Consider the following 25,051-nt stretch of genomic DNA (forward strand, 5'->3'; position numbering starts at 1 on the left):
TTTTGTCCCGGCCCATGACCCTGTGCCTGAATTGGGGGACGGAGGGATTGATCGAAGTCAGGTAACAGAAATAGAGATCATCAAAATTGAGAATACGCACAAGGGAGGCAGGTCATGAGGGCCAAAATGCAATATGCCTATGAGCCTGATTATGCAGTGCCTCCAGGGCAAACCCTTTTGGAGGTCATGGAGTCCCTGGATTTAACACAAAAGGAGATGGCGGCAAGGACCGGCTTGACTGTGCAGTCTCTGAATCGCATCATCAAGGGTCGACAGCCCATCAGCTATGAGACCGCGGCCCGCCTGGAGTTGGTAACCAAGGTCCCGGCAGGGTTTTGGAATAATCTGGAAGCCCAATACCAGGAGCAGATGGCCAGACTTGATGAGCGCGAACGCATGGAAGCCGAATTGGGTTGGTTAAAGGATATCCCGGTTAAGGAGCTTTGTGATCGAAAAGTTATTCCTTACAGCAAGGACAGGGTTGCACAGCTCAGGGAAGTTTTATCTTTTTTTAGTGTTTCCAGTGTGGATGCCTGGAAAGAGGTTTGGGGTGCACCAAAAGTAGCCGCCAGGCGTTCAGCCTGTTTTGAAACTCGACCCGGTCCGGCTTCGGTCTGGATTCGCTTGGGTGAACTACAGGCAGCTAAAATTGAATGTCGGCCTTATGATAAAGAATGCTTTAAGGCCTCCTTAGAGGCAATTCGCAATCTTACTCGTAAGGAACCCGAAGATTTTCTACCTAAAATGAGAGACCTTTGTGCTGTGGCCGGGGTGGCTTTGGCCTTGGTGCCTGAAATGAAAAAAGTCCCCTGGAACGGGGCGACCAAGTGGTTACACTCTGAAAAAGCAATGATTTTGCTCTCCCTGCGCGGCAAGGGTGAGGATATATTCTGGTTTTCTTTTTTCCACGAGGCCGGGCATGTGCTGAAAGACAATAAGAAGGACTTGCTGATTAACACGGGCAATCCCCAAGATGACCCCCGAGAGCAGAGGGCCGATGATTTTGCAGCGGAATTTTTAATCCCCAAAAAAAACAATCCTGCGATTAAAGCCGTTAGAACAAAGAACGAGGTTCGTCTTTTGGCTGAAAAACTTGGGGTGTCTTCCGGTATTGTAGCCGGTCGTTACAGACATCTGACCAAGAAGTGGAGTTGGTTCAAAGGGGAAACCAGAACCTTTAAATGGGCTGAATGATAGTAATCTCGGCCTTGGTTAAATTGTTCTGACACTGTCCTTTTTGGGCTATTCGCCTATGCCATGGCCCTTCTGGGGGGCCTTTTTTAGGGTGCAGACAATGGCACCATCATCAGGCAGGTTGGCCTTATTTCCATGCAGTCGGGTGGAAAGCCCATCACCCGTTTTTGGTTGAACTCTGGTTGACGGGATATGGCCACTAATTCACAGGTAAATTCGTCCAGCTCCGGGGCCGAGCAAGCTTAGCCGCACCTCCAGGTCGAGCGCCGGCCATGGCATTGCCGGGTGTATCACTCCGCGCTTTCATTCAGTTTCACCGTGTCGCCCACCCGCAGCCCCAAGGCCTTGGCCTGACCAGCGGCTATCTCCGCCACCAGGTCCACCGGGCCGGGGGAGCGCAACAGGTTTTTGTCCCTGCAGTTGGGAGGCACATTGCGCGATATGCTTTTAACTCGTCCATCCAGACACCAAACGATATCCAACCCAAAAGCCATGCCCCGCATGTGAAAACATTTGGGCTCGGGTTTGACATAGACAAACACCATGGCCCGGTCCGGCTCCAGCTTACTGCGTCCCAGAAGTCCGCGTGTCCGCTGGGCCTTGCTGCGGGCCGTTTCCGCTTCAAACCGCGCCACACCCACCCGCAGGACTGAGTCTGTCCGGGGTTCATCTCCGCAACCCGCCAGCAGCACCGCAACCAGGGCCATAAGGGCTATGTTAAGGTATCTGGGCATTTGTGATGTTTATACTTCCTTGCGGTGGATATTAGCAGGTTTCAATCTTCAGGAATAAACCAATATCGCATTTAGAGCCTGGCTATGTTTTGCTTTGTCATGAGCCGTTGCTTGCAGGGGTGGTTATAACCTGTTTGGCTTGGATTTGGTTGATAAAAGCAATCGGCTCTGTTTTTTAGGTTGCTTAGGGGCCTGCGAAGCGCCGCCTGCTTTCCCGGCGGGAAAGGCTTGACAGAATATGGGAAGAATAGTATTTAATATTTTGTATAAAATTAGGAATTCTAAACTAAATATGTACATTTTAAATATAAGACTTTGAGACTGGGAAGTTCCTCAGACAAGCGGAACGTTTTTTTCTCAGTTTCCCCTTTCCCCAAATGGCTGATTTTTTGTGAATCAGGCCAGTGGTCAAGCAAGCCATGTTGATGCAGTTAAAAGATATCTCCTCCGGGGCCGCATCGGCGGTGGATTTTGGGAGCCGGTCTTCCAATCAGGGGGCGCTCGGCCAGGTTTCTTCCATTTCCTTGCCCGCGGAACTGGGAGAGGGGTATGTGCGGGTCATTTCTCCCCGTCAGGGCATGTTGCTCGTCATGGAGAATTATCGGCTCAAAAAGAGCATGCGCATGGTTAACACAGACACAACCCTTCCCATGGGCTTTTCCTTTTGCCTTTCCGGACGGATGCGTTGGAGTATTTCCGGGGTTAACCAAAAATTCAGCACCCAAGGCGGACAGTGCGACCTGGTCTTTACCAGAAAGAGCGCCGGTGAAACCCAATATCTGGCCGATGAACCCATCGTAATGCTGAATATCCTGCTATGCCCCAGCCTTTTGCAAAGTTTTTCCGACAAGTCATTTGAGGGCTACCTGCAAGGCGAGCTGATGCCCAGGCTGTCCCATGAAAAAGAATTCATATACACCAGAACCAGGATACCAGGGGGCCTCGGCCGCATATTTCAGCAGCTTGTGAATCGCTCTTGCCGAAACCTTTCGGATTCGCTCTTTGTTTTGGGCAAGTCCCTTGAGCTGGTCTCTTTTCAGATGGAACAGTTGGATGACGCGCCCCAAAGCGGCGCGCCCCTTTCTTTTGAGTCGGATATGGTCTTGCAGGCCAAGGCGATATTAGATTCCCATATGCAAGAGCCGCCCACCCTGGCCGGTTTGGCCCGCATGCTCGGCACCAACCAGACCAAGCTTAAGAAAACTTTTGCCGCCCAGTGCGGCACCACTGTCTACGGTTATTTGACTGCCTGCCGCATGGAACGGGCCTGTGAACTTCTGGCCGATGATAACTTCACCATGGCCCGCATCGCCTCTGAGCTGGGTTTTGCCGAGCGCACTCATTTTTCCCGGGCCTTTTCCCGTTATTTCGGCATGCCGCCTTCCCAGTACCGCCTCAATCTGATCCAAGGCCGAGAAGCCGCGTGGTTGGAACAGGCAAAGGCCCGCTAGCCTGGACACCCGCCCGGCTTGTCTGCTTTCGGCAAGTTATTTATCGATAAATCCCCGCCCAATTCAGATAAGGGCCGGTGCACACCATAGCCAACCCTCCCAAAAGTTAACTCAAAACAACAATAAAGACCTTTTGGGGTACCCAATAAACCCTTTGGGGTACCTGTCGCTTGCCGCCCTTCTGATAGAATCGGCTTTCATTTTAAGAATCCAAAATAAAGTTTGGGGTGCATGATTTATGAAAAAAATAGTCATGATTATAATGGGTTTGGCGGTTATGTCCCTTGCAGGCGCTGCCGTCTGCCTGGCGGAGCCGGCTAAGCGGGATCAGGCAAAAGCCAAAAAGCTGCTCGGTGATGTCACGGTTACCGCCGGAAAAGTCGAGTCTAATATTGGTGAATTACCTCAGAGCATCACGGTATTGACCGGCAAGGAGATCGAGCAAGCCGACATAAGGAACATGAGGGAGTTGACTCAGTTCACGCCCAATGTCTACATGGCCAAATCGACCTCCGAGAACATGATCAATATCAGGGGCATCACCGCCTTTGACACCTCCATCTATTCACCGACCGCAGTTTATGTGGATGATCTGCTGGTGCCGTTGCACTATGCCCACAACCTGGATCTGGTGGATGTGGAGCGGGTGGAGGTTTTGCGCGGCCCCCAGGGCAGCCTATACGGCGGAAACAGCCTGGCGGGCGTGATCAATGTCATCACCAGGAAGCCGGATGAGCAGGCCAGGGCCCATGTAAGCGGCGGATTGAACCTCTATCCCGATTCAGACAGCCAAAATCCGGGCTACAGCTTGAGCGCCGGTGCGTCCGGGCCTGTGGTCAAGGACCGCCTGTACCTGGGGGTGAGCGGCCAGATAGATATAAACGACGGCTTTGTGGAGAACCTTTACAACGATAACGACAAAGCGGGTTCGGTTGACCATAAAAACGCCCGCGCCACATTGCGCTGGACGCCTAAGAAAAATTTGGAAGTAATGCTCACCGGCGATGTTTATAAAAACGACGACGGCATAGGGGTGTACCGTTTTGCCACCGGCCCCTACCGCACCGAGCGTCACAAGGTGCGCATGAATACTGACAACTTCCAGGTTGAAGAAGCCAACAGCCAGATTCTTCGGGTTTCCTATGCGGCTAACGCCTTTGATTTTGTATCCATCACAGGCCGCCGCGATTACAAAAACAACAACCTGCAAGACTACGACAACACTGCCGACCCCTATTATGACTGGGGCAGCACCATGGCTGATTATGACGACACCTTTTACAGCCAGGAATTCAGGCTCTCCTCCAAGGCGGGCAATTCGCCGTTCAAATGGTTGCTGGGCCTCTACGGCATGACAGAAGACTCTGAGATTTCACAGATAAATCAGGATATCCAGCAGAACGCGGTCACCACAATCGACAAAACCAACTACGCCCTGTTCGGCGAGTCCACCTACACCTTTGGCGGGCGTCTGCACCTGACCGCCGGGCTGCGCCTGGATGCCTCCAAGCTGGAAGGCAAGAAAACAGATACCGGGATAAGTATATCCGACGATTCAACTGAAAATGAGGTTTTACCTAAATTCTCGGTTAGTTACGATGTAACAGACAATGACTCGGTCTATGCCGTTGTCTCCAGGGGCTATCTCTCCGGCGGGTACAACTACGGCATGGCCCTGGATAAGGAATCCTTTACCTATGGCCCGGAATACACCTGGAATTATGAAGTAGGGGCCAAGACCGCCTGGCTGGACCGCAAGCTGTTTTTGAATCTGGCCTTTTTCTACATTCAAATGCAGGACAAGCAGGCCTTTGACATGGTTATCACCTCCAGCGCCAATCCGGTCACCAAGGTGGAGAATGCGGCCGAGGCCCATTCCATGGGCTTTGAACTGGAACTCCAGGCCAAACCGGCTGAAGGCTGGGACATTACCGCCGGTTTCGGCCTGACCGACGCCGAGTATGACGACTGGGTCAGCACTGAGTGGAACAGCGACTACACGGCTTTGGTGAACAAGGATTACAGCGGCAAGCAGATCATCAAGGTTCCCGAATACAATGGGCATCTGGGCGTGCAATACCGCCATCCCAGCGGATTTTTCGGACGGGCCGATCTCAACTATATCGGCGGCATGTATGTGGATTCGGATAATAAAATGTTTGAAGACCCCTATTCCCTGCTGGGGCTCAGGTTCGGTTATGAAACCGACAGCTACAGCGTTGTCCTGTGGGGCAAAAACGTATTTGACACCGAATACAACGCGGTTGCCTATGACTGGGACGGAGCCAAGCTGGTTCAGGACGGAGACCCGGTTATGGTCGGCCTTACCTTGACCGCCAGATTTTGATCTCGGGCTCGGCAAGGCCCTGAAGGGCCTTGCCGTTTCCTTTTTTGGATAGTCGGCAAAACATGAATTCTTCACCAGCGCAAAATTTCATTCCGGCCAGTGATCACCTGGTTAAAAGCGGATGTCGCTCAGGTCTGCGTGATTGGGTGGTTTTGAGCATCTTAAACGGCCTTTTGCTGGGCTTGAGCCATTTGATTTATTTCACCTATGTCTTTGCCGGGCCGGGTGCGGTGGTGCTCAACTTTTATCATCAGGCAGTTGAAAGCCTTTTATTGGCCAGCGTTTATCTCATGATGGCCTATGTGGCTCCCAAGCGCCGGCCTTTTACCAAAAACGCCTTTATCTGGGGCGTCATGGGGCTTTTGATGGGCTGGTGGCCCATTTTACCGGTGGCCATTCCGGCCGGGCTTCTTGCGGACCGGGTTATCCGCTGGGCCGTGCCCAAGCGCAGACACGGCTGGGTGCTTATCACTTTCGCCTTTTATGCAACCATGCTTTGCCTGGCCAATTATTGGCCGCTTTTCTTGACCAGCTTTGAGGCTGTGATCAAAAGGCTTTCCGCCATGCATCAGATTATCTCTCAGCTTGTGGCCATGCTTACCCTGCCGGTTTTGGGCTCCATGCTGGCCGCTACTTTTGGCTGCGCTCTGTTGGGCGGCTACATGGCTCAAAGGCTGATTATCAAACATTTTGCCTGGGAAGATTCAGGCTCATGCTGAGGCAATTCCTGCTAAGCGAAATGGATGAAACCGTCAAGGTTTGGCTGGGGATCAGCGCCGGAGCCACGGCTGTATTTTTGATCGATCCCGGCCTGCAGACAGTGGTTCTGCTGGTGTGCCTTGTACTGTGCCTTTTGGGCGGGGCAGGTAAATTCGTGCTTTGGTTTTGCCTGCTTATGGCCGGTTTGGGCCTTTTGGGTCTGGGCGTTCTCCGCCTGGTTCCGGCCTGGTCTTCATGGGTATGGTCTTTTGCCCAATTCATTATCAAATTCAGCCCCATGCTGGCCATGGCCTTTTTCCTGGGCTCCAGTTTGAACACCTCCAGGCTTTTGCGTTCCCTGGAGAGTTTAAAGGCGCCCAAGTCCCTGGTTATACCCCTTGGCGTATGCCTGCGCTTCATCCCCTCAGTGGCCGCGGAGTGCCGTCAGGTTTTTTATGGAATGCGCATGAGGGGAATCGGCATAAACCCTCAAAATCTATTGAGGCGCCCCTTTGAGTGCCTGGGTTATGTAATGGCTCCTCTTTTGGTTCGCTCCTTGACGGTTGGTGATGAACTGGCCCGCGCAGCCGTGGCCAGGGCCATAGAGAAACCTGGGGTCAAGGCATCCTATCTGAGGGTGGGGTTAAGGCCGCTTGACGGAGTGATAACCGCAGTCTGGACCCTGGGCCTGGTTGGTCTGATTGTTTGGGATTTAAAGATATACGGCCAGGGCTTGGGTGGGGCGTGATGTTGGAGGCCAAGGATCTTTCTTTTTGCTATGCGGGCGCGGACCAATGGGCCCTGAAGGATGTCTGCCTCAAGGTGGAGCAGGGGCAGTGCCTGGTTCTCGGCGGTTCCAGCGGTTGCGGCAAATCCACCCTGGTCAAGGCCTTGTGCGGACTGATCCCCCACTTTGAAAGAGGCATCAGGGCCGGTCGGGTGTTTTTCAAGGGTGCGGATCTGGCGGACCTTTGCATGCATCAGATAGCCGAGAACATAGGGGCTGTGTTTCAGAATCCCCGCTCCCAGTTTTTCACTACTTCGGTGTGCGATGAAATTGCCTTTGGCTGCGAAAATTTAGGGCTTGGCAGAAGGGAAATCATTAAGCGTCTGGAGCGCTCATTGGAGCGCTTTGGCCTGGATCCTTTAAAGGAAAAGAGCATTTTTCAGCTCTCAAACGGGGAGCGGCAAAAGGTGATTATGGCGGCGATCCATGCCATGGGGCCGGATCTCTGGGTCATGGATGAGCCTTCCTCCAACCTGGACCCAAGGGCGGTGGCCCAGCTGACCGACATAATCAAGGGGCTGAAACAGGAAGGCAAGACCCTGATAATCGCCGAGCACCGCTGTCATTACCTTAAGGACTGCGCCGATAGGGTGGTGCTTATGGAAAAGGGGCGCATTGTTTCAGACCAGAGCGCAAAGAGTTTTTTCAGCCAGAGTAATGAAGAGCTTGGCAGACAGGGGCTGCGCTGGGCTCATATCCCAACCACAAACTTCAAGGCGGCAAAGCCCGCTTCCCAGGTAAAGGCAAATCAGCTTAAAGCCAGGGAGCTGGCCTTTCGTTACGGCAGACATAAGCCGGAGTTGTTAAAGGGGCTGAATCTTCAGGCCAGGGGCGGGGAGATTCTGGGTGTCACCGGTGCCAACGGTGCGGGTAAAACCACCCTGGCCATGGTCCTCACCGGTCTCTTAAAGGAACGGGGCGGGAAAGTCCGCTTAAACGGTGAGTTGTGCAAGGCCGCCCAAAGGGCCAGGCGTTGTCGAATGGTTTTGCAGGAATCCGACCACCAGCTTTTTGCCCAAAGCGCTGAGGGTGAGCTTGCCTTGGCCCTGGGAAAGGGCGGCGCGGCAGATGGGCGCATCAAGGAACTGCTGGCGCAATGCGGTTTGGATCACCTGGCCGCCCGCCGCCCCCAATGCCTTTCCGGTGGTGAAAAACAAAGGCTGGTCATTGCAGCCGCCCTGGCCACAGAACCGGAAGTCCTTGCCCTGGACGAACCCACCAGCGGCCTTGATGCCGGGAGCCTTCGCCAAGTGGGTGACTTGCTGAAAGGTTTTGCCGCCAGGGGCGGTGTGGTTCTGGTGGTGACCCATGATTACGAGTTCATTTTAAGTTGTTGCACCAGTGTGATCCGGCTGGATATGGGGCGGGCCACCACGCGTTTGCCTGTGGGGGAAATGCCTGCTGAAATGCATTCCTTTCTGGTTGGGGAAGCTGTTCCGGAGGGTTTTTCATAATTAATGACTTTTTAGGAGGTTATAGAACCGATGAAGCAGATAACTGCATATGAAGCCGATTTCAGTGTGTTGGGAGATATGTTCTTTGGCGCGGCAGCCAGCCGCCTTTTGATGACCGCCTTGGAATTTGAGGTCTTCGGGCATCTGGAAAAACCTCATACAGCTCAGGAATTGGCCGAGGCCGTGCAATCTGATCCGGGCAACACAAAAATGATGCTCGACGCCTTGTGCGCCTTGGGTCTTTTGAGCAAACAGGCCGAATCCTATGTCAACCTGCCTTTGAGCAGCGATTTTCTGGTGCGGGAAAAACCTGCTTATGTGGGGGAATGGCTTGAAATAACGCAAGAATCATGGGGTTCCTGTTTGACTTCCATGCCGGAGCTGATCAAAAACGGCCCCGGCAAAGTCGATCCGGCATCACACATGAATTCCGAGGAATTCTGTGAGCGCTTCACTGATGCTCACGCAGCCACCAGCTTGGCGGGCATAGGCCTGCAACTGGCTGAGCAGATCAGCAGCGTGCCCGGTTTCAGCCGTTTCCGGACCATGCTGGATATGGGTGGGGGACCCGGTATAAACTTAATGGCCGTGATGGCGGAAAATGATGGCCTCAAGGGCGTTTTGTTTGACCGCCCGGAGATCGTCCGCCTGGCCCAGGGGTATATCAAGGAATACGGCTTTGAGGAGCGGATCTCCGTAACCGGCGGCGATTACCTGAAAGATTCCTTGGGCTCGGGCTATGACCTGATAATGGTCACGGACAGCCTTTATTATGAAGACCGGGAGCTGGATTCAGTGCTTGCCAAGTGCCGCCGGGCGCTGAATCCGGGCGGGGCCTTGGTGGGCATCCATGCGGTGCTCACGGACAATGGAACCAAACCGGAGAACATGGTCCTGGCCATGCTGCCCGAGGGCCTGGCCGGACAGGGCGTCTTGCCGGAAAAAGGCTTTTTCGAAGATGCGCTTAAGCGCACCGGGTACAGCGCCATAACTTCCAAGACAGTTACTATCGGAGGTGCGCTCATGGAGATGAACACCGGCCTGAACCAGGCCTGACAGACTGCACCGGCCACCGGGCAGCTATGTTTCGTCTGGTGGTTTTGCGCTTGCGGTCCGGCCGTTAGCAGTCGGGCCGCAAGCATTTTGGAAAAGGCTTTTGTATCTGAATCAGGCAGGTTAGATTCTGCGCCCGGCTTGATTATTTCCGCTTTTTATTTGTCATCCAGCGTGCTTCTGATCAGTTTCAGCATCTTGATCATTTCAAACGGCTTGGCGATATAGCCTGCGGCTCCATCGGCCAGGATATTTTTTAGCTGGCCATTTACAGTGTAACCGCTTGCGATCAACACTTTGGCTTTGGGATTGATTTTTAAAAGTTCCTGCAGGCACTTATGCCCGCCCATTCCGGGCATGCTCACGTCCAGGATAACTAGGTCGATATCCTTGATTTGTTTTTGATAGATCTTAAGCGCTTCTTCGCCGTTGGAAGCCGTGATCACCTTATAGCCCATTTTAGAAAGGCTCCGGCTTCCAAGCTGGCGCAAGGATTCTTCATCGTCAACATACAGTAGGGTTTCACTACCTCCTTTAAGTTCCTCCTTTTCCAGTGCGCGCGATGGTGGGGAAATGGCATCATCTTTCTTTAACACAGGTAGGTAAATGCGAAAATTAGTGCCCATTCCGGGTTCGCTGTAGCAATAGATAAATCCGTTGTGAGCCTTTACTATTCCGTAAACAGTGGAGAGTCCCAGTCCGGTGCCCTTACCCACGTCCTTAGTGGTGAAAAACGGGTCAAATACTTGATCAAGTAATTCTTTTCCTATGCCTTGGCCAGTGTCCGAGACCTGAAGGCGTACATATTCACCCGGTGTGGATTCCAAGTGTTCCCGACAGTAGTCTTCACTTAAAACCACATTGTCCGTCTCAAATACCAGTTTGCCTCCATGGGGCATGGCATCCTTGGCGTTTGTGGCCAGATTCATTACGATCTGCTCTAATTGCCCAGGGTCTGCCTCAATGAGATTAAGGCCTTTTTTCAGGTGGAGTTCAATGAAAATCATTTTAGGAATGGTCTGCTTCAAAAGAAGGACAGCTTCTTCAACGCAGTGATTTAAATTTAAAGGTTTTTTTTCGGTTTCTACCTTGCGGCTGAAGGCCAGGATTTGCTTGACCAAGTTCTGCCCCCGATCGGCTGCTGTGAGTATTTGATCTACATAGCCTCTATTCTGTGACTCCTCGCCCATCTCCACCTGCAAAAGCTCGCCAAAACCAAAAATGGCGGTGAGTATGTTGTTGAAGTCATGGGCAATGCCGCCGGCCAGGGTGCCAATAGCCTCCATTTTTTGGGCCTGACGAAGCTGTGATTCCAGGTCGTCTTTTTCCTTTTGAGATTTTTTCAGTTCGGTTATGTCGGCCAGGACAACCACTATGACCTCTTCGCCCGGCACGGGCAGTAATTCAGCGGAGAGCAACATATCCCTGATCTCGCCTGAACGCAGCCGCCTTTTCACATCTATGTTTTTTACAGAACCCTGTTTTTTGATAAGCTCCACAATTCGCTCTCTCTCGGCCGGGTCTTTCCTGATCTCCAAATCCAGGGCCGTGTGGCCGATAACTTCTTCTCTGCTATAGCCGGTGGCCTTGAGAAAGGTGTCGTTAACATCGATGTATTCGCCTTTTTCCAAAGTGGTGATCGCGACCCAGACCGGGCTGTGACGAAAAGCCGCGGCAAATTTTTCCTCGGAGAGACGCAAGGCCTGTTCTGTGTGCTTGCGATCGGTTATATCAACATGAGAGCCGAGCATACGCACCGGTTTGCCGGATTCGTCCCTGAATATAGATGCCTGTGCCAGAATCCAGCGATAAGATCCATCCTTGTGCCGAAAGCGGAATTCGACCCACTGCCTTGGGTTGGCCTGTTCAAGACTTTTTTGTATTTGATTTAAAGTGGGCTTGAGATCATCGGGGTGGATTCTGCTTTCCCATTCTTCAAAATCGTCTCCTATCTCATGATCTTGGTATCCGATCTGGGATTTCCATTCACTTGAATAGGCGACCCTGTTTGTGAGCAGGTTCCAGTCCCAAAGCCCCACATTGCTGGCTTGCACTGCTTCCCGTTGACGCAGTATAGCCTCCTGCTTAGCATTATCGGCCTTTTTACGTTCTGTGATATCGTATATATGGGAGATGACATACTCTAAACGCCCGTTTTCATCATTAACCGCGGCATTGCTGACAATGCCCCATATGGCTTCCCCATTTTTATGAATAATTTTTAGTTCGTTTCTCTTGATGGAGCTTTCGCCGTTTAAAAGCTCCAACCAGGTCGACCTGTCTGTCTGCCGATTTTCCGGATGGGTGAGCTGATTGAAATTTAGGCCTTGGAATTCATGGGCAGAGTATCCCAGCATTTCGCAGAGCCTTGGATTGACTTTGACAAATTGCTGGTCTTGATCAAGCAAGGCCATCCCTTCGGGCGCGCTTTCAAAGGCGGCGCGGAATTGTTCTTCACTTTTTTGTCGGGCAAATTCATAACTTTTGCGTTCAGAGATATCCCGCATAGCTCCCTGCAGGGACACTGGCTTGGCTTTTTGATCAAAGATCAACTTGCCATGCACCTCGACAAAGATAGGTTCACCGCTTTTATGCAGCATAATGGTTTCGAATATAAGGCCGCCGCCCTTTTCTCCTCGCGCCATTTCGTCTGAGATTAATTGGGATATTTTGGCAAATTCATTATTCTCCAAGTAGTCGGGAAATTTACTTCCAATCCACTCATCCGGCGTATAACCGGTTACATCCAAGACCGCTTTGTTTACAAAGGTGAACTCCATCTCCAGGTTCATGGTCCAGAAGACATCCAAAGTGTTTTCAGCCAGCAGACGATAGCGTTCTTCACTACGGGCCAAGGTTTCCATGTATTGTTTACGCTCAGTTATGTCCGCCACGGTTCCCACTAAGTCCTCGGCATGTTTGTTTTTGCCTTGACCTCTGAATTGGGCCAGGCCGTGGGCTTCGATCCAGCGGATGGAGCCGTCTGGAAGATTTATGCGATATTCAGTGGAAAAAGGTTTGGGATTATCGGGAGAAAGGGCTGCCTCAACTTTGGCCCACACCTTGGGGAGGTCCTCCGTGTGAATACGTTTCAAAATTTCTTCACTAGGGCTTTCGTGGCCCGATACCTGAAACAAATCGGCATACCTTTCATCCCAGGTGGAGATTTTGGTTTGTGGATCGTAATGCCACCATCCCATATTGGCGGCTTTAAGGGCCAATTGCCATTGTTTGAAAAGTCTTTTCGTTTCTTCTTCAGCCTGAAATTTGGCCAGGGCGCTGGCGATGTTGTTGGCCAAGCGTTCAATCAGCCGGATGTTTTTTTTGCTAAATCGCCCTTTGCGCTTATCGTTTAATTGGATGAGACCAAAGGTGTTGTTTCCGGAGCGCAAAGGAACCAAGGCCACTGATTCATATCCCGCACCATTGCAACGGTTGCGGGTGCGGGGCAGACGGTCTTGGCCGGTTGTGGTGTTCAAAAGGTCTGTGGTGCAATTGGACCAGAAGCTGCCGCCATTGGTGAAAAAGTGTTTATCTGGATCAATCCTGGCTTGCAGAATATTGCCGCACATGCAATCAAGAAGCGGTTCGTTACGGGAATTTTTTAATATTTTTCCTTTTTCATCCCGGTTACAGAGGCTGTTTTCCAATTTGATGAAATCTTTGCTGAAACCCCTGGTTTCAAAATATGGGAAATCTTCTCCTTTTTTAAGTCGAATTCCCGCAGCTTCGCACCCGGACCAGTACTGAAGCCTTTCAAGAAAGGCCCTTAAGAGGCTTCTGCGGTCTTTCTTTGTGTTGATGAGATTGGCCACGTCCGCGAGAAGCGCTTCTTCCTCTGCCAGACGCTTGCGCTCCAATATGTCTTTTGCCAGTTGATTGTTGGCTTTGTTCAAAGATTTTTCCTTGCGAACCAATCCCAGGACACTGCCCAACAAGAGCAAGGTGGCAAAAAGACCAATCCCCAATATCACCCATGGCTGAATGGTTTTGTTTTTTTTCATGAACAAGGGGGTGGCCTGAAAAACTAGTCTCCATTTTTGGTCTGCTATATGTAAAAGATAGACACATTTGTCACAAAGGGTTTGAGTGTCTTCAGATGATGGTGGTGCTGTTTCCGTCTTGTAGGTGCGTGATCTGTGAAAAAATAGCTTTTGGAGTTTGTTTTTGTCCTCTTGGTTAAAAATCGTAAAGTTAATGCCTGCGGGCGTGGCTCTCTTCAAGGAGGCCTCCACCAAATCGTCGATCCTGAAAGCCCCCAATACAAAGCCTCGCAGTTTTTTGCGTTTCTCAGAAAGTTGGTTGGGGGGAGCGGGGTTATCATAGACAGGCTGGAAAAGCAGAAAACCCGATTTTCGGGGGCTGGTCTGGATTAACTGGACTCCCCTGGAGAGAACGGTTTTTCCTGTGTCTCGCGCCTTTCTCAAAGCGACCAGCCTGATGCCATTTGAGCTTACATCAAAACCCAAGGCCTTTTCTTTGCCTTTAAGTGGTTCAATAAAAGTTATAGGGAAATATGTATTCTTTTCTTCGACAGCTCTAAGCTTGTTGTCCGGCCCCATTTCACTGATTTCATAGAAAGGAAAACCTTGGCTTTGCAACTTCTTGATAAACCGGTCTTTTTGGGGTGCCGTAATTTTGGGAACCCATTCCAGGGCCTGGAGCCCACTTGTGGAATGGAGAATTTCCTTGGCAAAAGTTTTGAATTCGGTCTGGGATATCGGGCGGGAAGAATCAAAAAACGCTTTTACCACCATGGTTGCTTGAAGCAGCTGGTCGGTTTGAAGCTGCAAGGCGTTTAGGTATTCCCCTGCCTTGTTTTGCAGGTTGGCGGTGCTGCGGTCTGCTTCCACTTTTTGAGCCAGCATAAATCCCGCCACAGAAAGCCCGACCCCCAAAAAAAGGGTCAAGGCCACTGCCCTCCACTGTCTCAGGTTGAGATTCTTTTCAGGATCATTTAGGAGCCTTCTTATCATTCGATTCCCTTTTAGGTGCAATTGATGTGCGCAAAGTGAGGCATATATAATTTAAACCCTGAGTTAAATATTGGGCTTTGTCAAGCAGGCCTTGGCTGCGGCTTAATTGCTATGAAGGTAATGCTTGCCTGGGTCGGATGATCCTGACGGAAAAAAATAGTATACAAGCTGAGTAAGGCCACTTCTTTGGGTGGCTGAATTTGATTTCAGTTCGACAAGTGGCCAGAGTTACAGAGGTTTCCAGAACTGGGCCGCTATCAATAATTAAACAATGCGAGAGTAAAGGGTTTTGATTGATATTCTTTTTTTCTGCCGACAAATCACGGCAAAAGGTCATCTAGAAATTCAGAGGCGGGTTCGACACCTGAGACCAGAAGATAGTCCCGAGCCCTGGTGCAGGCTACATAGAGCAGGTGGCGTTCCGTGCTGTAGACTTCTTCCAGATCTGCTTCATCGCTTATAGTATCAATGCGACTTTGGGACGGAATCACCTCGTCGTCGCATGCCATCACGGCAACAGCTCTGAATTCAAGGCCCTTGGCAAGATGCATGGTGCCTATGGATAGTTTTCCCTTAAAGGTCTTTACGCTTGCATCCAGGGTGATGAAAGGCGCTCCAAGCTCTTGCGCTACTCTAAAAGCCCGCTTAAGCTCATTTTTTGAACGGACGAAAATACCTATCTCATGGGGTTCAACACCCTTGGCAAGGCAATCGCCCACCCAGTTCTTCACGAGTTTTATTTCTTCTGCAAGAGAGTCGGCCAGCTTTATTATGGGCTTGGGGCCGTTGAAAACCGAGATGGTTCCTGCCCGGTCTTCTTTGTTGCCGTCCACATCTGCCATCTCGGAATCCAGCAAACGGTCCGCCTGCATCCGGATTTGATGGGAGGTGCGGTAGTTTATCTTCAGGGTTCGGGATCTGCCCCGTATTTCCACTCCCAAAGATTTCCAGGAGAACGGAATCTGGAAAATGCGCTGCCCCAGGTCGCCCGCAAAGAACAGTGCATTGGGCAGGCTGGAGCCCATGGCAGCCAGAAAAGCGAGCTGCTGAACGCTTATGTCCTGCGCCTCGTCCACAACCGCGTAATCAAAGGGATGAATCTGTTGTTTTTTTATCTTGGCCGCCAATTGGGCGAACATGGATGCAGGGGTGATCTGGTCATTATGGGTGAGTTCCTGTCTGACCTTGGAAAAGATTTTCCACAAAAGCTCTCTTTGGCTCTCCGGCAGTCGGGTTTTTCTGCCCAGGCGCACCACATCCCTGTATTCCTCCCAGGTCTGCAACTGCCAGGCATCCACAACCTGTTCCCACTCAGTCAGCAAGAAATGCAGGGAAAAATTGTGGCCTTGCACCTGCTCACCAGCACCGCGGATAAGATCGGCCAATTCTTCTCTGGAAGCCATCTGCGCAGGGGCAAAATGGAGTTTAAAGAGTCTTTGGCCTATGGCCTCCATGGAATGAACTTCTATGCGCTCCCCCAACCTGGGTTTGCCATGGATGAGCCTTTTTAACTTAATTTGAAGTGCATTGGCCAAGGTATTGGAAAAGGTGGTTAAAAGAACCCTTGCCTCCGGATTGGTTTTGGCCAGGTGCACAGCCCGGTGCAGGGCTACAATGGTTTTGCCGGTGCCTGCCGAACCTGCCACCTTGGCCGGGCCGTTGAAATCCTTTTCAACCAGTTTTTCCTGTTCCGGATGGAGAAAGACGGTCCATCTTTCCCAGGGGAAGGCAAGGGCCCTTTCCAGTTCATCGGAATTTTTCATGATCCGGAAGCGGCGTTTAGCATCCGGATGGTCAAACGGATTGGCGGGAATGGCCTTGGCCTGCCTGCTGGGTGTTTTCCCTGTGGCCAGGTCCAGAAGCGCCTCGGCCGCCTCGGCGGGAAGGTGGTCACAAATTTCTAATATAGTGTCTTCATTGGCTAGGCGAACGTCATCCAGCCAATCTTCCGGCACTCCATATTCCAATAAGGCCTCATCTTTGAAACCATTGAATAAAGGCGATCTGGGCGGGGCGGGCGCTTCCTGCTCCTGATAAACCGGGACAATGATTTCCTTTACCTTTTCGCGAACCTCCACCAACTGAGCTGCCCCTGTTTTGGGGTGGGTCTCCAGCTTGCGCCGCTCTGCCCATTTGTAGGCCACATCATGATGATCCACATAACAAAGGAGAATGCTGGAGTCTGTTCTGTGGAGTATGAGCCTGATATCACTGCTAACCCGCGCGGACCAGAAGTTCCGGTCTTTGGCTGTGTCCAGCTTATGCAGCTTTATCCCCGGATTGGCAGGGTTCATCTGAAGGTCAAAGGCAGTGGTCTTGGCCGCCTTTTGCTCCTGGCCGGTGAGCTTGGCCAGGCTTTCTGTGAAGGTGTCGGCGATTAGGAATTGCATGGTATTAATTTTTCTTGAGTCCAATAGTGCCGATTATTTGTTTTAAGCGAACGAAAAAACTTTTTTTGTTTGGACTCTGATGGCGCGAGGTCCTGCCAAGGTAGAGTTCGTCCCCTGCTTTTTTATCTAAAAAGGTGTCTAAATTATTTTCATTTTCTAATGGAATAGTTCGGTTTTTTATATTTCTATTTTCTATAAAGGTGTGTTCTTTACTTAGGGAGTGTTCATAAGACCAACCAACCGGAATGAAAACTTGATAATTATCTGAATTTAATATCCGACAGGCGGTAATTTTTTGATTTGAATTATCATTAAGATTAACATGGCCGAATTCAGCCCATGTGCATTTGCAGGTAAAACCACGAATCTGATCTGCGACCACTATGTCTTGAGCCTGGCCATCCGCCAGATAGATAAGCCCCTTGGTTGATAAGAAATTGCAATAGTGCCGAACGTCATCAGGCGCCATGAAACCGACTCTTGCCAATTCATTATCCGAGCACAGGGTTTTATTCGGCACTTCTTGTTTGAATTGCCCCCACCCGCCAGGATACTTACTAAAAATGGATTCAACCTTGATAACTACTGAAATTCCCTCTATCAGAACAGCCATTCCCCCCCCTTTTGCCTATGGTTAGTTCGTTTTTTACTCCACCCTGAATACCTTCATTGCTTCATCACCCAAGTGGTTGATCACCTTTACTGCTATGCGGCCGGATTTTGGTTTGTCAAAGGGCCGGGAGGTGTCGCTGTGCAGGGAGTCCCAGGCTTCGGGGTTTATTTCCGCTTTGAGTGTGGTCTTGAGCGCTTTGTAGGGGTCGTTGGCCCCCAGGAAATAGGCGTGGCGCACAAAGAAGCTTTCTTCGTTGTAGTCTGTGTCTATGAACCAGCAGGCGATTCCCTCAGGACCGTCGCTGCGCACTTCGCCGGTGTTTGGGTGGAACACATCCACACCGTTTATTCTCACCTGTATCTGGCCTTCATCTGTATCGAGCAGGTCTATATCCGGTTCGCCAAAGATGACAAAAAGGTTGCCCTTGCCGGTGTTCTTAAGGTCATCTGCCATATGCAGGTCTGCGTTCATGCGGGCCTTTAAAATCAGCACCCGGCCCAGCTTGTTGAGCTCAGCAGACTGGGCGTCATAATTAAAGGCGCAGGAGATGAGCACGTCAAAGCCCGCGTCACCGGTCTCGCGGGCCGCGGCCACCAGGTCTTCCCTGGAAACAGAGCCAAACTCAGGGCCTATGAATATGGCAGCCCTTTTTTCGGCACCGGTTTCCTGGTTGCCTTCGTAATACCTGCCTTCGGCGCAGATGTAGTAACCCGGCCAGGGAACCAGGGTGCGGAAATCTATCTTGTCTTCTTTGTGGGCCTGCTGCACACCCGAGGTTCGCAGGTTTTCCAGGATCATATCCACAAAGGCTTCCTGGCTCGCGGGCTGGTCCGGGGAGGGGGTTTGGGGGTCAAAGGGGTCGTCGTTTTCATCCACACCCAAAACCCGGTGGGGGGAAAGGCTCTCCACGGTAAAGGGCCCGGCCACCCGCACCTTGGAGTTTTCCACATAGGGTTTATCATAGAGGTATTCATGATCAGCCTTGGCCGCAATGGAGGCGTCTATCTCTTCTTGGCGGGCAATGCGGTTTTCCCACCAACTGGCATGGAATTTGATTGCCTTTTCATCGGTCCAAAGGTCATAAGGTGTGTTTGGCAGGGTCTCCAGGGTGTATTTGCGACCCAACAGGCTGTTCAGTTTTTTAAGGGCAGAGAGTTTCTTTTTTTCGGTATCCGCATTTTGCAGGGATTCAAACTGCCTGGTTGCCTTTTCCGGCCAGGGATCGCCCGGCTCGCGGGGGATCTCCCATTCTTCAAAAGATGCCCCCAAGGCCTGGTTGAGCTCCTGGCGCAGGGGCTCCAGGGCCTCTTGATACTCCTCCCAGATAACGTCTATCTCTGCGTTGTTGGCAATGGATTTAAGGGTGATGTGGGGAACCCGCTCATAAACGAAACCCTGGCGGATATTGCCATAGGTGCGGGCAAGGGAAGGCTCTTTGCGGGAGAGTTCGGCCTCTTTGATCTGGCCCTCTTTGCTGTCGGCCAGGGTGTAATAGGGATAGCGCGCCCCCATAACCCTGGCCCTGGCCAAAGCCAGGGCAACCCGCGAGGTGTCCATGGTGATCCAGCGACGCCCCCATTGTTCCGCCACATAGGCCGTGGTGCCGGAACCGCAGGTAGGATCAAGGACCAGGTCACCGGGGTCGGTGGTCATAAGGATGCAGCGTTGCGCAATTATCTCTGTTGTTTGAACAACGTAAGTTTTTCCTAAAGCCCCTCTTACATCTTGCCAATTATTATTAAGCGAATATATTGGGTAGTCATCAAAAAAACGCCTGTACATTCTTTTGGCAGTGACAGGGCTAAGCCGATTAGCTTGGTATAATCTTTTCATTCCAGCAATTGTAGTTTTCCAATGCTCATTTTTTCCAGGCTGATATGTCTTGCTAAATAGTTTAATTGTTTGTGGCGTGGATGCTGTTCCATCAGAAACCACTGATGTGAGTGTAAAAACTTTTCCAGTGGTTGGAATATTTGAAGTATTATTGATTTCTTGTTTTGTTAAAGGTCGTTCTTGAAGGTTTTTTAATATTAAGCTTTTGTATTCACTGGCACCTGTTCCCGCTATTTTTTTTAAAAAGAATAATGGTCTAAATTTTGTTAATTGTTTTTTGTGGGCATACCAAAGTATAAAGTCATTATTTGCATCTAACAATGCGGATGAAGTAGAACCTGTTTTTCTGAAGCTAATTAGGCTGATACAATTGTCCTCCCCAAAAATCTCATCCATCAAAGCCCTAACTCTATGCACATTCTCATCCCCAATCTGCACAAAGATAGAGCCGCTTTCGGTGAGCAAATCCCGGGCAACGGTTAGCCTGTCCCTTAAATAGGTCAGATAAGAGTGAATTCCGTCCCGCCAGGTGTCCCTAAAGGCCTTGACCTGCTCCGGCTCCCTGGTGATGTGTTCGGCCTTGCCGTCTTTTACATCCCGGCTGGTGGTGGACCATTGGAAATTGGAGTTGAACTTGATGCCATAGGGCGGGTCCATATAGATGCACTGCACCTTGCCCCGCAGGCCTTCCCGCTCGGCCAGGGAGGCCATCACCTGCAGGCTGTCGCCCAATATAATGCGGTTGGTCCAGTTGGCTTCGTGCTGATAAAATTCCGTTTTGGCTGCCTCGTCATTGATGCCGTTAAAATCAGCGAAAAGGTTGAACTGGGGTTTGTCATCCTGCTCTTGGTTTTGGCTGAGCTGTTTGAGGTCATCGATCAAGACCTTGGGATGAACCTTTTCCTGGATGTATAAGGGCGGGGCCTGCACCACCAAGTCAGACCAATCCTGCTCATCCTTGCCCCGCCAGACAAGCTGTGGGTCCAGATCCCGGTTGCGGCGCTCATAAGCCACCTGAATGGGGCTTTTTTCATCACTTGCCATGACAGACTGATACTCGGCAGTGGGGATATTGGCGCGGGAGTCCTCGGTGTGGATGATGGTCTCAATGTCTTTGGCCTTGTTTTTTCTTGTTGCCATGGGGATCTCGTTTCCGGTTTATTTTTCAGTTGTATTGGCATTTAAAAGTTGCATGACAACCTGCATAAGCTCTCTGGTGTCGCCGAGTTCAGCGGCCAGCCTCACCACAAGTTCGGTGAGCCGGGTGTTAAGGTCTATGGCCTCTGCCTCTGCCTGGGCCTTGTTGCCCAGGCTTTGGATATTTCTTATCTCGGCGATCATCCGGGCGATTTCCGTGCGGCTTTTTTCGTTGGCCAGGCCGGGCTTGTCCAGATATTCCTGCAGCCCGGCCAGGGCGCGCCTGGCGGTTTCCCTGGTTTCCCTGGCCACCATCTGGCGGTCGTCTTTGGTTAGGATGGAATCCACCAGATCATTAAGATGGTTTTTCAGTCCGCCGCCTGAAACCGCGTCTGTGAGAGCCTTATGGCCCGGCTCAGACTGGCCAGCCACGGCGGGCAGGGCCGGGGGCCGGGGGCTTGCCTTTACCTGGCTGGCAAAATCCACAAACACATCCACGATCAACTGGCTCATTTTAACGGCTTTTTCAGAGCGAAGAACCGTTGCCGCCATAATTGCCCCCCGCACAGTAAAGGCATTGGGGGGATGGGTGGTTCCGCCGCGCCCTTTTGAGGTCACAATCTGTGACCGCAAGGCCTTGAACTCCTGTTTGGAGAGTTTAAAGGATATATCCTTGAATTTTTCCGGATTACGGCTTACCTGCTGGTTCAGGGCCTTGGTGCTAACCCCGTAGAGTTCAGCCAAATCCGCGCTTAATATAACCCGAACCCCGCGCAGTTCAAAAATGCGGGATTTTATGTGGGGTATTAGTCTGGCTGGTTCATTGGTTTTTGTTATGAGTTTTTCAGCCACGCTCCCCCCATTTTGCTCTCAGGAGTTTTTTTGAGGTCACAAGATGTGACCTCAAAAATCGGCCCTTGCCCAGTCTAAGATTCCAAGGCCTTTAATTTGCCGTTGAACTCTTCTTCCATCTTAAATACGTCTTTTAATTCCAAAAAGGCCCAGCGGCCGAACTGGCCCAGGTTGTTGACCCCGGGAATCCAGTAATTGTCCATGGTGATTTTTTTGTCCTTGGCATCCTCGCCCCGATAGCCCTTGACTTCGATCACCAGGTTGATTGGTTCCGGTTGCCCGGCATCCACCTGGGCAATGAAGTCCGGGCGATACATGCGGGTGCCGGAGCCATGGCGATAGGGAACCTCAAAACCCAGGTTGTGGTTTTTCACATAGGCCTTGACTTTGGGGCTGGCCTCTGCCAGGCGGCAGAATTCAGCCTCCCAATCACTGTCCAAGATGACCCAGTTGATATGGCAAAAACGAGAGTCTGTCTCCCAGCGGTGGGCCTTGGAGGTGTTGAAATTAACATGAACAGTGGAGCCGACAGAGTTGTAAGGGTCCAAAATGGCCTTTATGGGTTTTTTGCCTATGAAATGGCTGGTAATGCCGGCCATGATGCGTTCGCAGGCCATGTCTTTCAGCTCTTCGTACATGAGCTGGGCCGGAAAGGTGCTTCCCTTGCAGACCAGGCAGGTTTTAAGCCATTTTCGGGTGACCCTTTTGGCCTGGCCAAACAGATTGAAATTGGGGTCCTGGCCGTTTTCGCGCAGTTTGGTTTCCAAAAGCCTTTTGGCTATGTGAAACAAAAGAGTGGATTCCCGTACGTTGTCCAGATGCTTTAAGTTCAGGTCCACACCCTGGCCAATGATTCCCGAATTGTGGGTGACAGAAGGCCCCACCAGGTCCGGGGTCAGCTCAAGCACTGAATCTTCGTTGAATTTGGCTTCCAGGCGTTCTTCGGGCAGTTCAACCCTATAACCCATAACCCTGGGGAATCTTATCTCCAGATGATCCCGCTCCGGCCTGACCGCCCGGACATTGATGGTTTCAATCGGCGGGTGAGGCGGGGCGACCACCGGCTTGGCCGTAAAGTCAAAGGGAATGCCGAGCACATCCGCGTATTCGACGTTAAAGAGGTTTTCTTCGTTTATGTCATAGGATTGGCGGCGCAAGGCCCGGCCTATGACCTGCTCGCATAAAAGCTGGGTGCCAAAGGCCCGAACTCCCAGAACATGGGTGACTGTGTTGGCGTCCCAACCCTCGGTGAGCATGGATACCGAAACCACACAGCGGATGGAGCTGCCCAACCGGTCTTTTTTGCCCACAGTATTCATGACCTCGCGCAAAAGGTCCTGGTCGGTGAGGTTATCCGCCTGGCGGCGGTCTCCTGTTCGCTCGATTATTTCCCTGCGAAAGCGTTCTATGTCCTTTGCGGCCAGGTCCCGGAAATTTTTATCCAGGGCGTCTCCGGATTCAAGCTGTTCACTGTCTATGAGAAGGGTGTTGGGCCTGCCCAGGTTGTTGCCATATTCATCGCTGTTTCTGAACAGGGGAAACTTGCCCGGAACCGGGGTTACGGAACCGTCCTGGTTTTTTCTTTCAAAACCGGAGATGTAGTCATAGACAAGTTTGGAGGTGGAGGTGTTGTTGCAGACAATGATAAAGCAGGGCGGCACACTGATGCCCGCTTCCATCCAGAGGCGGAAAGTCTTTTCATAGTGGCCGTAAAGGGCGTCAAGGGCGGTCTCCAGCTCTGCGGGCAGGTTTGAGGCGTCCAGCCCCTTGGCTTTGCCCCGCCCTTTTTTGGGCATTTTTTTGCGGATGTGCTCCCAGAGGTTGCGGAACTTGGGCATTTCATCGCCGGTGATATTATCCGCCACCGGCACTCGGGGGAGTTTGACAATGCCCGCTTCAATGGCATCCATCAGGGAAAAATCGCTCATGGTCCAGGGGAAAAGGGTGCCCTCGGCATATCCCGAGCCGCGCAGGAAAAAGGGCGTGGCGGATAGATCTATAACCCGGCTGATCTTGAGCTTTTGTTTGACTATTTCCAAACCGCTGATCCAAAGCCGGGCTGCCTCGTTGTTTTTTTGGGCTTCTTTTTTTTCTTCTCCCTTAAGCTCCGTTATATCGTCTTCGCCTGGTTTTTCCCGATAGCAGTGATGGGCTTCATCATTTATGACCATGAGGTTTTTCATGCCCATGAGCTCTGGCATGACCCGCTGCAGCATCTGGCCTTTGGTTTCCAGGGTGTTTATCGGCGCGCCCCGGCCCTGCAGAAGGGAGCGGCCTCCCTTGGAGAGATCCATGCGCTCTCGGAGCTTAAAGGCATGATAATTGGTGATGACGATCTTGGCCCGCTCCAGGTCGGCCAGCATATCACCGGGCACCAGCTCCCGGCTGGCGTAATAGGCATCCGGATCATTGGGCATGAGCACCCTGAGGCGGTCGCGGATGGTGATGCCCGGAGCCACCACCAGAAAACCGCGGGTGAAATTTTTACTGCCCGGCCTGCGCACCGCGTTTATGGTCTGCCAGGCAATTATCATGGCCATGACCGTTGTTTTACCTGCTCCGGTGGCAAGTTTCAGGGCCAGGCGCATGAGTTCCGGGTTGGCATCGTGGTTGGCGTTTTTAAGATGATCTAAAAAGCGCTTGCCTGTCTTACCTATTTTGGGGGCGACTTCCGTGAGCCAGATCAGGGTTTCCGCTGCCTCCACCTGGCAAAAAAAAGGGCGAATGCCGCTGAAATTATGATGCCGCCAGTGTTCTAAGAGCCGGGCGGTTTCCGGGGTGACCTGCCAACTGTTCGGGTTGGGCCATTTGCGCCATTGGTCCACCTGGCTTCTGAGATCGTTTATTATCGAGGTTTGGTCATAGAGCTGTTCCTGGGTGGAAAGCCCCTTGCCTTCGTCAAAAAGCAGTTCATCCTGTTCATGTTTCTTGTTTTTGCGGCGTTTTTTGGGTTTGGGAATTGGGGTTATAAATTCGGCCCTGCGGCGGTGTTCAATGATTTTTTGGGTGGGCTGGCCGCTTTCATCCAGCTCCCAATGCCGCCTGGGATAGTCATAAGGTGAGTTAAGAATCGGTTTCTCAAAGAATCTGTTGCCCATAGCTTGCGTTTTCTTCTGTGAATGGCCGCAGAGAATTAGTAAACGGGAATATATCCCTTTTGAAAGCACTCATGAAAATTGCACGAGCAATGTTATTGGGGCCGGCAGCATTGATTTGGCCTTGAAAGGCCCTTGATTTCCCCCCTGTTTGACGTGAATTATATTAACCGTGACCTGAAGCACAAGTCCAGTGGGAATACCTTTTCAACATTACTAATTTTTCAAGGCGTGTAAAGGCGGATATTTAATTTTTCGTTAACGCATAAATTGGGTTGGCTGTTTTTTGTTAAATGGTTTATTTACGATTCACCCCTTCCTTTTCTCAGTCTGCCCCCAAGAAAATGATTTGCCGTCGGAAGTTTTACCTGTCTACCTGTATAGTATTTTTAATACTTCAACTACTCAACATATGTTTACCAATCCCGTTTTTTGC

14 protein-coding genes are annotated in these 25,051 nt (G+C 51.3%); 7 read left to right on the forward strand and 7 right to left on the reverse strand.

The window, feature by feature from the left end; all coding sequences use genetic code 11:
* Positions 1 to 114: 114 nt before the first annotated feature.
* Entirely contained in the window at positions 115 to 1,194 is a 1,080-nt protein-coding gene (locus tag X474_RS21325; RefSeq protein ID WP_044351885.1) for a helix-turn-helix domain-containing protein, read from the forward strand.
* 290 nt (positions 1,195 to 1,484) lie between these two features.
* Here X474_RS21325 and X474_RS21330 read toward each other — a convergent pair whose 3' ends face one another.
* Complete coding sequence (locus tag X474_RS21330) at positions 1,485 to 1,928, reverse strand: DUF192 domain-containing protein (RefSeq protein WP_052515487.1); 444 nt, start codon at positions 1,926 to 1,928, stop codon at positions 1,485 to 1,487.
* 425 nt (positions 1,929 to 2,353) lie between these two features.
* Between X474_RS21330 and X474_RS21335 the strand changes: the two genes are divergently transcribed.
* From X474_RS21335 to X474_RS21360, 6 genes are all read left to right on the forward strand, one after another.
* Positions 2,354 to 3,379, forward strand: coding sequence for a helix-turn-helix transcriptional regulator (locus X474_RS21335; protein ID WP_044351886.1), 1,026 nt, complete (start codon positions 2,354 to 2,356; stop codon positions 3,377 to 3,379).
* Positions 3,380 to 3,617: 238 nt separating this feature from the next.
* Complete coding sequence (locus X474_RS21340) at positions 3,618 to 5,726, forward strand: TonB-dependent receptor (RefSeq protein WP_044351887.1); 2,109 nt, start codon at positions 3,618 to 3,620, stop codon at positions 5,724 to 5,726.
* Positions 5,727 to 5,788: 62 nt separating this feature from the next.
* Positions 5,789 to 6,445, forward strand: coding sequence for an MptD family putative ECF transporter S component (locus tag X474_RS21345; protein ID WP_044351888.1), 657 nt, complete (start codon positions 5,789 to 5,791; stop codon positions 6,443 to 6,445).
* Positions 6,439 to 7,173, forward strand: coding sequence for an energy-coupling factor transporter transmembrane component T (locus X474_RS21350; RefSeq protein ID WP_044351890.1), 735 nt, complete (start codon positions 6,439 to 6,441; stop codon positions 7,171 to 7,173). The genes X474_RS21345 and X474_RS21350 overlap by 7 nt, the downstream gene beginning before the upstream one ends.
* Positions 7,173 to 8,666 carry an ABC transporter ATP-binding protein gene (locus X474_RS21355; RefSeq protein WP_044351892.1) on the forward strand — a complete coding sequence of 498 codons (1,494 nt, stop codon included), beginning with the start codon at positions 7,173 to 7,175 and terminating at the stop codon, positions 8,664 to 8,666. Before X474_RS21350 ends, X474_RS21355 begins: the two co-directional genes overlap by 1 nt.
* Before the next feature lie 30 nt (positions 8,667 to 8,696).
* On the forward strand, positions 8,697 to 9,722 hold the full coding sequence (locus X474_RS21360) for a methyltransferase (protein WP_044351894.1): 1,026 nt from the start codon (positions 8,697 to 8,699) through the stop codon (positions 9,720 to 9,722).
* A gap of 155 nt (positions 9,723 to 9,877) precedes the next feature.
* On the opposite strand, the gene X474_RS21365 is transcribed toward X474_RS21360, so the two are convergent.
* The 6 genes from X474_RS21365 to X474_RS21390 all read right to left on the reverse strand — a co-directional run bounded on the left by X474_RS21365 (position 9,878) and on the right by X474_RS21390 (position 24,618).
* Positions 9,878 to 14,695, reverse strand: a complete 4,818-nt coding sequence (locus tag X474_RS21365; RefSeq protein WP_052515488.1) for a PAS domain S-box protein — start codon at positions 14,693 to 14,695, stop codon at positions 9,878 to 9,880.
* Positions 14,696 to 15,015: 320 nt separating this feature from the next.
* Positions 15,016 to 17,085, reverse strand: coding sequence for a 3'-5' exonuclease (locus X474_RS21370; protein WP_044351895.1), 2,070 nt, complete (start codon positions 17,083 to 17,085; stop codon positions 15,016 to 15,018).
* A gap of 4 nt (positions 17,086 to 17,089) precedes the next feature.
* Entirely contained in the window at positions 17,090 to 17,698 is a 609-nt protein-coding gene (locus X474_RS21375; RefSeq protein ID WP_044351896.1) for a hypothetical protein, read from the reverse strand.
* Positions 17,699 to 17,731: 33 nt separating this feature from the next.
* Entirely contained in the window at positions 17,732 to 20,671 is a 2,940-nt protein-coding gene (locus X474_RS21380) for a site-specific DNA-methyltransferase (RefSeq protein ID WP_044351897.1), read from the reverse strand.
* Between the two features lie 18 nt (positions 20,672 to 20,689).
* Positions 20,690 to 21,520 carry an ORF6N domain-containing protein gene (locus X474_RS21385; RefSeq protein ID WP_052515489.1) on the reverse strand — a complete coding sequence of 277 codons (831 nt, stop codon included), beginning with the start codon at positions 21,518 to 21,520 and terminating at the stop codon, positions 20,690 to 20,692.
* 74 nt (positions 21,521 to 21,594) lie between these two features.
* Positions 21,595 to 24,618, reverse strand: a complete 3,024-nt coding sequence (locus X474_RS21390) for a BPTD_3080 family restriction endonuclease (protein WP_044351898.1) — start codon at positions 24,616 to 24,618, stop codon at positions 21,595 to 21,597.
* Positions 24,619 to 25,051 lie beyond the last annotated feature (433 nt).

This window comes from Dethiosulfatarculus sandiegensis (assembly GCF_000931935.2).
GTDB lineage: Bacteria > Desulfobacterota > Desulfarculia > Desulfarculales > Desulfarculaceae > Dethiosulfatarculus > Dethiosulfatarculus sandiegensis.

Coding starts and splice junctions, on each gene's coding strand:
- X474_RS21345 (WP_044351888.1), top strand. CDS start 5,789: ATGAATTCTTCACCAGCGCAAAATTTCATTCCGGCCAGTGATCACCTG.
- X474_RS21350 (WP_044351890.1), top strand. CDS start 6,439: ATGCTGAGGCAATTCCTGCTAAGCGAAATGGATGAAACCGTCAAGGTT.
- X474_RS21325 (WP_044351885.1), top strand. CDS start 115: ATGAGGGCCAAAATGCAATATGCCTATGAGCCTGATTATGCAGTGCCT.
- X474_RS21390 (WP_044351898.1), bottom strand. CDS start 24,618: ATGGGCAACAGATTCTTTGAGAAACCGATTCTTAACTCACCTTATGAC.
- X474_RS21355 (WP_044351892.1), top strand. CDS start 7,173: ATGTTGGAGGCCAAGGATCTTTCTTTTTGCTATGCGGGCGCGGACCAA.
- X474_RS21330 (WP_052515487.1), bottom strand. CDS start 1,928: ATGCCCAGATACCTTAACATAGCCCTTATGGCCCTGGTTGCGGTGCTG.
- X474_RS21360 (WP_044351894.1), top strand. CDS start 8,697: ATGAAGCAGATAACTGCATATGAAGCCGATTTCAGTGTGTTGGGAGAT.
- X474_RS21380 (WP_044351897.1), bottom strand. CDS start 20,671: ATGGCAACAAGAAAAAACAAGGCCAAAGACATTGAGACCATCATCCAC.
- X474_RS21365 (WP_052515488.1), bottom strand. CDS start 14,695: ATGATAAGAAGGCTCCTAAATGATCCTGAAAAGAATCTCAACCTGAGA.
- X474_RS21335 (WP_044351886.1), top strand. CDS start 2,354: ATGCAGTTAAAAGATATCTCCTCCGGGGCCGCATCGGCGGTGGATTTT.
- X474_RS21340 (WP_044351887.1), top strand. CDS start 3,618: ATGAAAAAAATAGTCATGATTATAATGGGTTTGGCGGTTATGTCCCTT.
- X474_RS21375 (WP_044351896.1), bottom strand. CDS start 17,698: ATGGCTGTTCTGATAGAGGGAATTTCAGTAGTTATCAAGGTTGAATCC.
- X474_RS21370 (WP_044351895.1), bottom strand. CDS start 17,085: ATGCAATTCCTAATCGCCGACACCTTCACAGAAAGCCTGGCCAAGCTC.